This is a genomic window from Myroides sp. TSA_177.3 (assembly GCF_052691955.1).
In genome coordinates this window covers 83,287-97,665 of sequence record NZ_JBQZGD010000006.1, presented here as the reverse complement: position 1 = coordinate 97,665, position 14,379 = coordinate 83,287, and the positions used below count along the sequence as shown (strand labels likewise).

Below are 14,379 nucleotides of genomic sequence, written 5' to 3'. Positions count from 1 at the left end.
TTTAATACTCTCCTTTTTGTAATCAATTTTTAATATATTCTTTAGTTATGTAAGTCGCTCTACCTCAATACCTAAAGCTCTTAAAGATGTTTCATTTGCTGCAGACAAAGTGGGAGTAGATATGTATAAATGATTTTGGGCTCTACTAAGAGCGACGTAATTTACCCGATGCTCTTCATTTGAAAGTAAATTGGGATTTAATAAAAATGATAATACTGTATTCTCATTGAAAGCGCTACCTCGCCTTGCTTCCAGAACAACAAGCACACATTCGAATTCATCTCCCTTGGATTTGTGAATTGTCCTACAGGTACCCGTTTCATATAGGTTTTTCACTGCTATGGCAGCATGTGTGTAAGGTGTTGATGAGTAGAAATTGAAAGCGCCTCCTGACCTGAGCGCCGAAACTGTTTTAATGTTAGTCCTAACAAAATTTACTAAACCTGATAAATTATCGTTGGCAAAGCTATCGTAGTTATTAAGCAGCTTTTTTAAAGCCTCTAAAGTCTGTTTCTGATTGTCCAATGTTTTATTTCTGTTGAACGATCGTCCTAGTGTCTTAAGAGCATCTTTAAAATATCCAAGTCTTGCATATTCGATCGCTTTGATCGAATCGGAAATTATTCGACGCCTATCAGATGAACTATCAGCAGATTTTAATTGTTGTAGAAGATCGTTGTGAACGTTAATACCTAGGCCCTTCTGTAAAGCATTAGCAGTTGTATTCTCTCTACATAACGAGAATACCTCAAGATCTGGATATCTATTGGCAATAGTAGATAGGGCACTAAGTTTGTCGCCGACAATAATAGTTGGAGTTGAACCGGATATATTCCTTAAAGGTTGTTGAGTTAAGTTTGGCCTGATCGTATTTAGTAGTCCAACTATTTGATTGGTGCTTCTCCAATTTCCCAAGATCTCATATTCTGCTATGTTTGGTAATGAAAAACTATTCAGCTGACCAGGAACGGCACCTAAAAAAGAATATATCGACTGAATTTCATCACCGACAACACCAATAATGGTTTCGTCAACACCTATCAATTTCAGAAGTGCAATTTGAATTGGACTGGTATCCTGAAATTCATCTACCAAGAAATATGGAAATTTTGCCCTTAACACTTTTAATATGAATGGTTTTTTTCTAACCAGCTCGTAGCTAAAAAAAAGTACATCATCATGGTGCAGAAGTCCCTTAGACCACAACATTTTTTTATATTCCAGATAACCATCATTACTGAAGTATTGTACAGGATATGGAGGTCTTATAATTAAATGCTCTGGATTTGCTGTGTCAAATTTCCATTTCAGGCTCTGCCATGTTTCAACAATCTTTTCATCATCTCGCAAACGTAGTTGACCAGTCTTTACTTTCCAATCCTGTATAGTCTGATATCCGCTCAAAACAATTTCATCGTGTCCATTTAGGTTCGTCGCATCTAAATCATAATCATGGGCAATTATGTGGATATATGGTTTAATAAGATGCGTATATAAGAAACTATGTATAGTGCTTATTTCCAGTCTTCCACCATGATCGCCGACTCTTTTAAGAATTGTCTCAGTGGCAATATTGGTATAGGTTATACAAGCAATTTTTCTCTGAATTTTTAATCTGTTACTGTTATTCAGAATATTTTTTATATGATTTACGAGAAACTGTGTTTTTCCTGCGCCGGGCCCAGCAAATACTTTGAAATGCTCTTCAATATTCTGTAATATACTATTTGAATCTATAACTACTGACATGACCAAATTATTGCATCTTTAAGATAGGTTGGAACAACAAATGAAATAGGAGTTTGGCTTTGCAGGTTATCTTCTAATTTAGCGGCAATTTCTAACGCATTTCCCCCTTTGGACAAACTGTTCAAATACCTTGCTGCCAGTAGCGCTTTCATTTTAGTAGGTTCGTCCCATCCGGCGGCATTACAATTTAATAGAGAATCTGTAATACGAGTATTTTCATCGCTTTTGTGCATGGTACTCGCTGTTACGACGTCAGCAACCTTCTCACCTTTGGCAATATGTGTTGATATTGCTGTCAATTCTGTCTGATTTGAAACGCTATCTGTTATAAGCATTTCACATGAAGGATTTGAAAACATCAGCTCGTATTCTAAGGTCTTTCCAAAAACAGCATCCTGAGAGAAAAAACGAATATTAGGATGGGTCGCATATTGCGCAATCGGTGGATCTCCGGATATCTTGTATTCGTAATTTGCATTATCTTGATTAAGTTCAAAGGGATAGCATTTTTTATGCTTTTCGTTAATGCCTAATTTTTTTCTGGAGGGATCTTGATCAGTAATACACGCTACAGTTTTATGGATTGTATGGGCATTATTCGAATCAAATAATTTAAGAAAATGATCAAAATATCTTCCTCCTACATTGATTACGACGGTGTGTGTGTCCTCTATATTTTTACCGATGTATCGACCTAACGTAGGTATCAAAATTTGTTCGGCAATTCCTTCAACCAATATAATATTCCTTGCAAAAAGCATATCAGAGCGCGTCGCATCTAAAAAACGTTGAACATAGGCTTTGGAATTATTTCCTGCTACATCATTCGTAAATACCTTCCCCGGATAACCTATGTTTACTTTCCCTCCCGCATCACCACTTAGACAAATGATCTGATCAAGCGATACGGCAGCGGTTATGTTTGTGGAATGGCTGGTTATAAAAATCTGTCTTGCATTCTGAGTTTCTGTTGAATGAAGAAATCGCAACAGTTTATATTGTAATGATGGATGTAGATGTGCTTCAGGTTCCTCAATTACCAATACCGGAAATACTTTGGCGTTGCTTCCAAGATAATCACCATTGGTATCCACCTGCATTTTGGCTAACAAAAGGGACATGTAAATCAGATTGTTATAGCCTAATCCATTATGGGTTGCAGGTATCTCGATGCCTGTCGTATGAGTTATTATCAATTTTAAAGCGGAGTACATTTCAATTTCAGATATCTGTCCGTCAAAGCCAGGTTTTGCGCCATCGAATGCCGCTCCAGTTTCATCTGCATATTTCATTATATGGTCACGCCCCTCTTTCATCCTGTTCTGAAGTTGGGTTATCAGATTTAATGCATCAGTAGAGAACGTGCGCTTATGAGCTATTATTTCGGAGTGTTTGGTAGCTTTATCCTTTGAGACATCATTTTTTATCTGAAAATCCATAAAGAAATCTATTACTTCACGTAGCAAGGAAGTTCTACCGGTTAACATATCTCTTTCAACATCTCTTATTGCATGCAAAAATTGATAATCGAATTTTTGTAGATTTTCTGATTCCGCTTGACTTTGGAGTGCGGGATTTCCTCCATAAATCTTATGTACATATTTCCTGAGAAAGTCATGCTTGATTTTTAACCATGCCGTCTTCATATCTGTTTCACCCGCTAAAGCTTCCAAATATTCGGTGTGCTCTGATTCGGGTAAAAAGAAAACGTATGTTAGCATTGCATTATATGGAGATTCCAATTTTGTCAACCATGGTGACACCGTTACCAAATCATCCGCTGTGAGATCCTCATTCTGACTTTCTGAAATTGATAGCGTTATAGTAACTTTTGGGGGTTGGGCGCGTAAATCAGAAATGGGGATGTTTTTATTAAAATCATCAATCTCTAATTTTCTTGAAGTTTTATTGTCTAAAATAAGCGACAATGCTCTTAAGAGATTTGTTTTTCCAGCGTTATTATGTCCAATAATAATATTCACACCTTCATTGAATTCAATTTGACTGTCCTTGAAATTCCGAAATCCCTCAATTCTTATACTGTTGATGTACATCTTAACCAAGTTAATATTAGAATATAAAGATATAGTTAATCAGTTTATAATACTAAGCTTCTACAATAAGTTTGGTAACTTTAGATTTTATTACTAAAATTGCATATGCTTGTTGGCAAGCTCGCTCGTTCGTGCAAAGATTTCATCAGCCAATAGTTTAATAATGCAAACCGACCTGCTTATTATCCAAACAAGATTACGAACGCAAAAATTCAGGATAGTAAAGCTGGTACAAAAGGAATGTATTATGAAAACTATTGAGTACTTCAAACTCCAAGCAAAAAATCTTTACAAAGATTTTAAAACCCAAAAAAGTTATTTTGATCCTAATTATGGTCGCAATTTGTATGAATATGCGCCAAAGTTTTTCGACGTAGATGTGCTAATTCTCGATTATGATATCGATGAGGATAATTTCAGCCTAATGAATGCGCAGCACTACATTGCAAAGTTGGCGGGATTTACAAGATGGACCGAGATGCTGAAAGCTTCTCCCTCGGCTCAAGAATTATCAAAATTATTATTTGACAACATGCACAAGATAAGTGTTATAGAGTGGGATATTTATATCTCGGGCGAAGAACATGAAAAAGGTTTTTTATTTGATGACGAGTCTAAACTGGACATTTTCAAAGCAGTCTTTGATGAAGTAGATGGACATCAAAGTGATGGCTACGACTACCGTTTGGTTAGAAATAAAAAGCTCTCAAATGAAAAACATATAATTAAACCCAAGAAGAACAAAATTTCTGTGCAAATTTCTGCGTTACCGTTATCGGAATCAGATCGTAAAGAGTTTATTGAAATAGCAAACAAAAAATTTGAGAATATATTGGAAACAATAGAGCCTACACATCCCGAATTGGTACGTAAGTTATGGAATCCTGATCAATACATTGACGAAGTTTTAAAACTAGATATGTTGCCCCTTGATCGGGACTATGCATTTTCTTTGATTGAGGCATTCTTAATTCATAATGTTATTGACCTGGCTACAGAAGCAGATAAGCAAGGCTTTAAGCTCAATTAAAAGTCAATCGATGAAAAAATAGATAAAAAAAATATGTCACACTATAGCCTTACCTTTTAAGTTCCAAAGTAAGGCTATAGTGTGACTAATTTAATTTGGTAAATACTTAAATAGGCTATTACCACGGAAATTGTTAGCGAGATTGGAGTATATTCTGTAGCTTCCTTTATTAATGGAAAATATATAGGAAATAAATTCTTTATGGATGGGACAACTCACTCTGATATAAGTATTTTAATAAAATACAATGCTTGTTTAAAATCTTATATTTTATTAAATTCGGTATTATGTAATAACTTAAATAAAGGAGGTGAATTATGGCATTAAAACCAGGTCCAAAAAGAATTGCAGATTCAACAGGAAAGCCGGATCGTCGACAACGGGATAACAAAAGTACTCCCGGGAATACCCCAAGTCTGAAGCCTTCCAAGAGTTCAAAAAAATAGACTATTGGATGTTGAATCATCTTTAAAGACAAATTTTATATAGCTGCAAATTAATGCAGCTATTTTTTTAGATAGCATTGGAAGATGTATACTTTGTTCAAAAAATAAATTTTAAAAACTGAAATAATCATCTTCTGAGATCAATTTCCTCAAATCTTCTAGAAAATGGTTCGAAAATTGTCCCGACAGGACGACTTACTAAAAGCTCTAACGAAAGTTAGGGCTTTTTTGTTTTCATCAATTTTGGGGAATCGCTTTCGTTTGTTGATTGAAAAATAGATTGTTAAATAAGTACACAACAAAAAAGGAAGCCAATGGCTTCCTTTTTTTATCTCTATTATTTTCGTTCTATTTTTGGGAGAGGTAGGTTTAATTCTTTAGCTGATGTTGGAATAAAGGCTTTAATCATGATAACAAAGCCAAAAATGATCAGTAGAATACTGCTGATTTTCTTCACTTTGAGGATGTTTTCAGCGGTTAGTTTCTTTCTCAATTGCTTTGCCAATAATATTTTGAATATATCCGTGATAAAATAGGCACTAATAGCGAATAAAAAGAAGATAAACATACGTTCGGTATCCATATCCATCTGAGGGCCTAACGTGATGATAATTGCCAGCCAAAAGCCTAAAACCCCTACGTTGATAAAGTTCAACAAGAACCCTTTAACAAATAAGTTGAGGTATTCTCTTTTTAGGTTAGGCGGTGCAATTTGAATGGTGTGTACTTGCACTTTCTTGAGCTTAACAAAGGAAATAATCCCATACGTCAACATCAATAATCCGCCAAAAATAAATAAAGCAGGATCATCTTTGATGGAATTGATTAAGCGAAAACTACTAAAAAAAGCGATGGTGAAGAACAAAGCATCGGCGAGAATTACGCCCATGTCAAAAGCAAGAGCTGCTCGAATTCCCCTTGTTATACTTGTTTCAATAAGAATAAAAAAAACAGGCCCAATCATGAAACTTAGGAAGAAACCTAAGGTAACACCTGTAATTAAATCATCGATCATTTACCACAATTAAAAATGCCAATATACTTGATATATTGGCACCTATGTTAATTACCTATTGCAAGGTACGGCTTTTTATGACATTAGCGCAGTAAAAAAATAAATACTTTTAGTTCTCTTTCTTAATGCTACCGCCCATTACCACCTTTTCATTTATTTTTTTAGGCTTGCCGAAGATGATAATTTCTCCTCCTGCTCTAGTCTTAGCATCTACGAAATCCGTTGCGTTTACTTTGGCAATACCACCAGCATTTACGGTTACAGTAGTTTGGTTACTTTTTAATTTCTCATTGTAGACCGTAGCTCCAGCATTAGCTAAAATATCTTGTGTATTCGTCTTTCCAGTTAGGCTAATTGTACCCCCTGTATAACTTCTCACCGTTAATTTTTCAGCTTCCACTTTTAAGGCTACAGAAGCACCCGTTTTGCTGTGAATCGTTAAGTTTGTCGCTTTTACGACCTCTTTACTCTCAATACTAGCGCCTTCTTCTGCAATGATTTCCTCCAACTCTTTATAATACAATTTCACCTGGGTGTTCCCTCCTTGGAAACTGTTAGCAAAATTCATTTTAATTTTCAGATTTCCATTTTTGTTTACAAAAGTGACTTCTTCTGTATTACTTCCAGAAACCTCCATCTTTGTTTCTTTCGCGGGAATTAAGGTTAGCTCAATCTTGTCAAAAGCATTTACGCGCTTAAACTCCCCTACTTCTTTTACTTCTTGTGCAAAACCGATAGTTCCACAAAGTGCAACAAATAATAAAGCAATTTTCTTCATCTTAGCTTAGTTTTTGTATGTAATTAAAGTCTAATTGTTTTTTTACTAAATCTGCATTTTTAACCGAAACAACAACAGTATCACCCAATTGGAGAATATTGTGTGTCGCTTGACCAATTAATGCATATTGTTTTTCATCGTATACATAATAATCTTCCTTGATCTCGCGTATACGCACCATTCCTTCACATTTATTTTCAATGATTTCCACGTAAATTCCCCATTCGGTAACGCCTGAGATAACTCCAGTGAACGCTTTGTCTTTTTGATCTTGCATGTATTTAACCTGCATGTATTTGATGCTATCGCGCTCTGCATTGGCTGCTAGATTCTCCATCGCTGAACAGTGCTTACATTTCGTTTCATACTCTTCCGCATTTACTGAATTCCCACCATGTAGGTAAAATTCCAATAAACGATGAGCCATCACGTCTGGATAACGACGAATTGGCGATGTAAAGTGTGAATAGTAATCGAATGCTAAACCGTAGTGTCCAATATTTTGAGTCGAATAACTCGCTTTACTCATACTTCGAATCGCTAACGTATCAACCAAGTTTTGTTCCTTTTTCCCTTGGACGTTTTTCAATAGCTCATTTAACGATTTAGAAATTGTATCTCGAGATTTAAAGTTTAACGAGTGCCCAAATCTTGAAATTATCGCTTGTAAACCGAATAATTTATCTTGATCGGGTTCATCGTGAATACGATAAACAAACGTTTTCTTTTGTTTACCTATGAATTCAGACACCTTGCGGTTAGCTAATAACATGAATTCTTCAATCAAGTGATTGGCGTCTTTCGCTTCCTTAAAGAAAACACCTACAGGTTCGCTCTCGCTGTTTAAGTTGAATTTTACTTCTACCTTATCGAACGATATAGCCCCTGCTTTCATTCTTTTTTGACGTAAAATATGCGCCAATTTATTCAGCGTTAGTACTGCATGTGCCACTTCTTCACTGATTTCCTGCACTTCTCCAGTAATTGAAATTGATTCTGGAACGGTGCGATCTTGTGTTTCGATGATGTATTGTGCCTCTTCATAGGCCATACGTTGATCAGAATGTGTTACCGTACGACCAAACCAAGAATTGACAAGCTCGCCTTTTGCATTCATCTCAAACACTGCTGAGAAAGTATATTTATCTTCATGTGGTCGAAGTGAACATGCGAAATTCGATAATACTTCCGGCAACATTGGAACCGTACGATCCACTAAATACACAGAAGTAGCACGGTGAAAGGCTTCATCGTCTAAGATTGTACCTTCACGTACGTAGTGTGATACGTCTGCAATGTGTACTCCAATTTCATAGTTTCCGTTTTCTAACGTTTGGAAAGACAAGGCATCATCAAAGTCTTTCGCGTCTTTCGGGTCAATGGTAAAGGTTAATACCTCACGCATATCACGGCGTTTCGCTACTTCTTCTTCTTGAATAGAAGTGTCTAGTTTGTTGGCAAACTCTTCTACTTCTTTCGGAAATTCATTAGGTAATCCATATTCTGCTAGAATAGCGTGGATTTCTGTATTGTGTTCCCCTTGCTTTCCTAATACTTTGACTACTTTACCAAACGGACTGTCTGCTTTTTCCGGCCAATCTTCTAAATCAACCAAAACAACATCTCCTGGTTGTGCACCTAAAAACTTGTCTTTTGGGATAAAGATATCCGTATACATTTTTGGATCTGCCGTAGTAACAAAAGCAAAGTTTTTCTGGATATCAATAACTCCAACAAATTGCGTGCGGTGGCGTTCTAAAACTTCCACAACTTCTCCTTCTGGTTTTCTTCCTTTTCGCTTGTTGTAGATATAAGCCTTAACTAAATCGCCATCCAATGCTTTATTTAGATTGTTCGTTGGGATGAATACATCTTCTTCTAACTCCTCACTAACTAAATACGCAGTTTTTTTACTTGTCATATCAATATGACCTTCCACGTAATTTGCTTTAGGTACAAAGCGATATTTCCCTAGTTCAACTTCTTCAATTAGGGTTTTGGAAAGTAAGAATTTAAGTTCTTTAATAATTTCATTTCTGCCTTGGGTATCTACTACTTCTAATTGGGCAGCCACTTGTTTATAGTTATAAGATTTTGAAGGATTTTTTCCTAAAAATTTTAAAATCTTATTCGAAAAATCAAATTGTTTTTTCTTTTTATGTTTAATTTTTTTTGCCATTTTTTGAGTTTTTTTCCCAGCCTATTGGCTATGGAAAGTTGTTTAAATGTACGAAATACTCTTTATTCTAAGGAACAAAAGTCTGTTTTTTGTGTTATTATTGTGAATTACTTGGGCTAAAAAGTGTGCTAATCTTCACTATATCAAAATATAGTTTTTCATTTTTTGGTAAAGGATTCAAGAAAAATCAGTTGAGGTCTAAGTCTTTTCAATGGTTTTTTTCTCGTCAAATTCCTTAAAAAGTGTAATTCACTTGGAAAACTGAGGTCAAAAGTATTTCTTTTTTCTCATTTAGCCCGCATTTATTTCTTTTTTCTCTTAAAATGCATTTGAAATAAGGGAATGAATCACACCTTTTTCCTAAATTAGAAACACACATCATTCTTGTTCGTGTGTCGAACTGTTCTGAATTGGGTTTTGTTCGACATTCCTTGGAGTATGCTTGGAGTTTACTTGGGTAGAACCGTGTTTTGTCGAAGCATACTCCAATGAATCTCCAAGTATAGTCCAATGAATCTCCTAGAATTCTCCTTCTTTCTACGGAGCAGTGATTGGCCTTCGTTTAGCGATACAGCACAAACAAAGTAAGTATTTTAGCGTATAAGCATTAGGACGAAGTAGCAAACCTCTACTTTTTTTTGTACTTTAGAAAAACCAACCAGTAAAAAACTAAAACAAACAATGAAAGCAATATCTTACGTACATGGTGCTTCTAGTATTCCATTATTAGGGGAAACAATTGGCGAGAATTTGAGAAAAATAACGGAATTATATCCCGATAATGAAGCTTTAGTTAGTGCGCATCAAAATTATAGAGCCACGTACCGCGAGTTTCATCAACAAACCGCACAAGTAGCAAAAGCCCTCTTGGCTTTGCAAATTGAGAAAGGCGATCGCGTGGGAATTTGGGCACCAAATTGCTATGAATGGGTGTTGTTGCAATATGCTACAGCGCGTGTGGGCGTAATATTAGTCAATCTAAATCCTGCGTATCGTGCGCATGAGTTAGAATTTGCCGTGAATCAATCTGAAATCAAGGCGATTATCTCTGCAGAATCTTATAGAGCGAGTGATTATCGAAAAATGATTTCGATGGTACGTGAAGATTGCCCTTCTTTGAAAGAAGTGGTCTTCTTAGGGGAAGAATGGGACTTATTTGTATCCAAAGGAAATGAGGTCGATGCAGCCGTTTTTAATGAAATTGAAGCTTCTATACAATTTGGAGAGGCAGTGAATATTCAATATACTTCCGGAACGACTGGGTTTCCAAAAGGTGTGACGTTAACGCATCACAACATCTTAAATAACGGTTATTTCATCGGAATTCGATTGAAGTATACGGCGGCAGACCGCGTGTGTATTCCAGTGCCTTTTTACCACTGTTTTGGGATGGTAATTGGCAACCTCTGTTGTACCTCTCATGGCGCAACCATCGTCATTCCCAACGATAGCTTTGATCCGGCTAAAACACTTGAAGTAGTAGAACGCGAAAAATGTACCTCACTGTATGGGGTACCTACTATGTTTATTGCTGAATTACAGTTACCCGATTTTAAAAAATACAACCTTTCGACTTTGCGTACGGGTGTTATGGCGGGTTCACTATGTCCAGAACACGTGATGAAACGAGTAAAAACGGAAATGAATATGGATGAGATCAGTATTTGTTATGGAATGACAGAAACATCACCAGTATCGACGCAAACCCACATTGGTATTGATATCAAAAAGCAAGTAAGTACGGTGGGAACGGTTCAAGATCACTTGGAAATCAAAATTATTGATCCAGAAACAGGAGGTATTGTTCCACGAGGGGAAGCGGGTGAATTGTGTACACGTGGGTATTCTGTCATGTTGAAATATTGGAATAACCGTACCCTAACTGCGGAAGTACTCGACGAAAATAGATGGATGCATACGGGAGATTTAGCTACGATGGATGATGAAGGGTTTATTGCAATTACAGGGCGTATCAAAGATTTGATTATTCGCGGTGGAGAGAATATTTCTCCGAAGTGGATTGAAGACTTCTTATACACACATCCCGATGTAGCTGATGTACAAGTAATCGGTGTACCTAGCGAGAAATATGGCGAAGAAGTAATGGCTTGGGTTATTCTGAAAGAAAATAAAACAGCAACTGCTGAGAGTATGCGTGAATTTTGTGATCAGAAAATTGCACATTACCGCATTCCGAAATATTGGAAGTTTGTTTCCTCTTTTCCGATGACCATTTCAGGTAAAGTTAGAAAGGTGGAAATGCGTCAAATAGCTGTTGAAGAATTAGGATTATAAAAGGCAAAAGTTTTACCTTTGTCCATGAACACATACACAACGAAAACATGAAAATAGCAATCGGAAATGATCACGCAGGGCCAGCTTATAAAAAGGCCATTGTTGACTTTTTACAAGGCAAAGGATATGAAGTAACGAATTATGGAACAGATAGTTTCGATTCTGTGGACTATCCTGATTTTGGACATCAAGTAGCCACAGCAGTGGAAAATGGAACCGTAGATTTCGGTATTGTTATTTGTGGTAGTGGAAATGGAATTGCAATGTCAGCCAATAAACACCAAGGGGTACGTTGTGCCTTGTGTTGGACAAAAGAAATTGCAGAATTAGCGCGTTTACACAATGATGCTAATGTGATTAGTATTCCTGCTCGTTTTACTTCTATCGAACAAGCTGTAGCAATGGTGGAAACGTTTTTGAATACCGCATTTGAAGGCGGTCGTCATGCTAATCGAGTGAATAAAATAGCTTGTTCTTAAGTATAGAATAAGTATACAAGATAACGAAAAGGTATTTACGCAAGTAAATGCCTTTTTTTATAGTTTAAAAGGAAGGTCTAACCTCAGAATGTATAGTAGAATAAAATAGAGAAGTAGTATATTTGTTACAAGAACGTTATTTTAGAAAGCTATGGCACGAATAAAAGTAAAAAATTTTGGTCCCATTCGAGGAGGTTTAACGGAAGGAGATGGATGGATTGAGGTAACAAAGGTTACTGTTTTTATTGGTAATCAAGGTTCTGGAAAAAGTACAATTGCCAAGTTAATTTCAACGTTTTCTTGGTTGGAAAAGGCTATTGTCAAAGGAGAAGTCTCAAAAAATGATTATAGTATAGCAGATTTTAAAGCGCGTTTAGAATATCAAAATATAGCGGATTATCTTATTGATAAAAATGGAATCTATACGGAGATTGAGTATCAAGGGGAGGCATTACATTTTTATTTGAATGAAAATAAAATTACAATATCTTTAAAAGATGAAGGATTGTTTGATAGTCCTAAAATTATGTATGTACCTTCTGATAGAAATATCATTAGTGCAGTAGATAATATCCGAACCTTAACAGGATTACCTCGTACTCTATATACTTTTGCAGATGAGTTTTTTAAAGCGGTTGACAAAGTAGAAAGAGAGAGTGTGCTACCAATCAATAATGTAGCATTTGAGTATGACAGTTTTACACAAAAATCATATATCAAAGAGGAGAATTATAAGCTAAAATTGTCTAGCGCATCTAGTGGCTTTCAAGCATTAGTGCCATTGTATATCGTCTCTTCTTATCTTTCTAAGTTAGTGAAAGAAGTACAAGGTGAGAGAGATTTGAATTTCTTTTTAAATAGTGATTATTTTAGTTTAAATGAGAAAATGAAATTAGAAAAGGAATTAAATGAGGCGATTAAAAAAGAAATTGTTTCCAGTGAAAACAATGATGAAGTAAATATAAATGAAGTTCTAGTACGTAAAATCATGGATGTGTCTTTTCTGGAACGACTAGATAAAGTAAAAAGTAAAATTTTAAAAAAATATATCTATTCTTATTTTTTCAATATAGTAGAAGAACCAGAGCAAAACCTATACCCTACCTCTCAACGCAAAATAGTCAATAGTTTAGTGGAGTTTGCCAATGATTTACCCAAAAATAAATTAGTTATAACCACGCATAGCCCTTATTTAATTAACTATCTAACCTTGGCTGTAAAGGCACAACAAGTTGCAAAGTTATTTAAAGAGGGAGATAATAGATTACCAAAAGTTTTTGAGATAGTTCCAGCGAAGTCTTTATTAATTGGAGAGGATGTGACGGTATATGAATTGAGTGAAAAAGATGGAAGCATTTCACGTTTAAAAACGTATAATGGGATGCCCTCTGATGAGAACTGGTTAAATAGTGAATTGGAAGAATTTAATGAGCTATTTATGGATTTGTTGGAGATTGAAAATAAGGAGCGCAATGAATAGTTTTGACGATTTTGAGATACGTTGTGAATCATCAAATGCAATCTTTGGTTTGTGTGATGATGAAAATAATAATGAAGTAGCTTATTTAGCTGAAGGAAACGGGAGTGCTTGGATCGCGACAGTCCATAATGTACACCAGGAAGAAGTTTTGTTCTTCCCTATTGATCATTGTAATTTAATACCTGATTTGGCTGATGGTAGAACATCAAAACAATGTGATGGCTTATTGAAGTACGAGGATAGTGTAGCTTTTGTTGAATTAAAAAGCAGAAATGATAATGAGGCACGTAAATGGATTAATGAAGCGACAGAGCAATTAAAAACCACGATTGATTATTTTATGCAGTTTGAATTTCTTTCTGAGATACCCAATAAAAGGGCATATATTGCTAATAGTATGAAACCTAGGGCACATAGTTCTCAAGCAATGCGAGCAGAAAAGTTCGCAGAAGAAACAGGTGGTTTTTTGTTGAAAATACAAGCTCATATTTCTACTGATGAAAGGTTTAGTAGAGCATCTAAAAGATAACGAAAAGGTATTTACGCAAGTAAATGCCTTTTTTTGTCTTCCCTCCTATTTTTGCTTTTATCTTTTAAACAAGGCAAAAAACAAAACAACTTGTATAATAAATACCGCATAAAACTTCAATTTAAAGCTTTGCTTGGCATTTTTATGGCGCAGGTGGCGCATTGCAAGCCACCCTCCTACACTGCCGCCTAAGAAGCATAGCGTCAGTAGGTTTTTTTCTGAAATCCTATTCTTCTGCTTTTGCGCCCGCTCCTTGTCTATCTTGAACATAGAGTACGTAATATAGTTGATCGCAAAAATGTAAAAGAATAAAAACTTCATCTCATTTATTTATTGGCGCAAAGG

At 35.7% G+C, this 14,379-nt stretch carries 11 protein-coding genes; 5 read left to right on the top strand and 6 right to left on the bottom strand.

The window, feature by feature from the left end; translation table 11 throughout:
- Nucleotides 1-45: 45 nt before the first annotated feature.
- Together ACUTSE_RS08055 and ACUTSE_RS08050 are read right to left on the bottom strand one after the other, a co-directional pair.
- Nucleotides 46-1,749, bottom strand: coding sequence for a UvrD-helicase domain-containing protein (locus ACUTSE_RS08055; protein ID WP_445639835.1), 1,704 nt, complete (start codon nt 1,747-1,749; stop codon nt 46-48).
- A complete protein-coding gene (locus tag ACUTSE_RS08050) occupies nt 1,740-3,803 on the bottom strand; it encodes an ATP-dependent nuclease (protein ID WP_445639834.1) in 2,064 nt (687 codons plus the stop codon). The genes ACUTSE_RS08055 and ACUTSE_RS08050 overlap by 10 nt, the downstream gene beginning before the upstream one ends.
- A 247-nt stretch (nt 3,804-4,050) precedes the next feature.
- On the opposite strand from ACUTSE_RS08050, the gene ACUTSE_RS08045 reads away from it, so the two are divergent.
- A complete protein-coding gene (locus ACUTSE_RS08045) occupies nt 4,051-4,833 on the top strand; it encodes a hypothetical protein (protein WP_445639833.1) in 783 nt (260 codons plus the stop codon).
- A 783-nt stretch (nt 4,834-5,616) separates the two neighbouring features.
- On the opposite strand, the gene ACUTSE_RS08040 is transcribed toward ACUTSE_RS08045, so the two are convergent.
- The 3 genes from ACUTSE_RS08040 to rnr all read right to left on the bottom strand — a co-directional run bounded on the left by ACUTSE_RS08040 (nt 5,617) and on the right by rnr (nt 9,251).
- Nucleotides 5,617-6,294 carry a LysE family translocator gene (locus ACUTSE_RS08040; protein WP_115092062.1) on the bottom strand — a complete coding sequence of 226 codons (678 nt, stop codon included), beginning with the start codon at nt 6,292-6,294 and terminating at the stop codon, nt 5,617-5,619.
- Nucleotides 6,295-6,403: 109 nt separating this feature from the next.
- Complete coding sequence (locus ACUTSE_RS08035; protein ID WP_445639832.1) at nt 6,404-7,072, bottom strand: head GIN domain-containing protein; 669 nt, start codon at nt 7,070-7,072, stop codon at nt 6,404-6,406.
- A 1-nt stretch (nt 7,073) separates the two neighbouring features.
- Complete coding sequence (gene rnr / locus ACUTSE_RS08030; protein ID WP_445639831.1) at nt 7,074-9,251, bottom strand: ribonuclease R; 2,178 nt, start codon at nt 9,249-9,251, stop codon at nt 7,074-7,076.
- A gap of 681 nt (nt 9,252-9,932) precedes the next feature.
- Between rnr and ACUTSE_RS08025 the strand changes: the two genes are divergently transcribed.
- The 4 genes from ACUTSE_RS08025 to ACUTSE_RS08010 all read left to right on the top strand — a co-directional run bounded on the left by ACUTSE_RS08025 (nt 9,933) and on the right by ACUTSE_RS08010 (nt 14,034).
- Nucleotides 9,933-11,546, top strand: a complete 1,614-nt coding sequence (locus ACUTSE_RS08025; protein ID WP_445639830.1) for an AMP-binding protein — start codon at nt 9,933-9,935, stop codon at nt 11,544-11,546.
- 47 nt (nt 11,547-11,593) lie between these two features.
- Entirely contained in the window at nt 11,594-12,025 is a 432-nt protein-coding gene (rpiB, locus tag ACUTSE_RS08020; RefSeq protein WP_445639829.1) for a ribose 5-phosphate isomerase B, read from the top strand.
- 151 nt (nt 12,026-12,176) lie between these two features.
- Nucleotides 12,177-13,505, top strand: coding sequence for an AAA family ATPase (locus ACUTSE_RS08015; protein WP_445639828.1), 1,329 nt, complete (start codon nt 12,177-12,179; stop codon nt 13,503-13,505).
- Nucleotides 13,498-14,034 (top strand): hypothetical protein, encoded by a 537-nt coding sequence (locus ACUTSE_RS08010; RefSeq protein ID WP_445639827.1) that lies wholly within the window; start codon nt 13,498-13,500, stop codon nt 14,032-14,034. Before ACUTSE_RS08015 ends, ACUTSE_RS08010 begins: the two co-directional genes overlap by 8 nt.
- A gap of 57 nt (nt 14,035-14,091) precedes the next feature.
- On the opposite strand, the gene ACUTSE_RS08005 is transcribed toward ACUTSE_RS08010, so the two are convergent.
- Entirely contained in the window at nt 14,092-14,355 is a 264-nt protein-coding gene (locus tag ACUTSE_RS08005) for a DUF1294 domain-containing protein (protein WP_445639826.1), read from the bottom strand.
- Nucleotides 14,356-14,379: the final 24 nt, after the last annotated feature.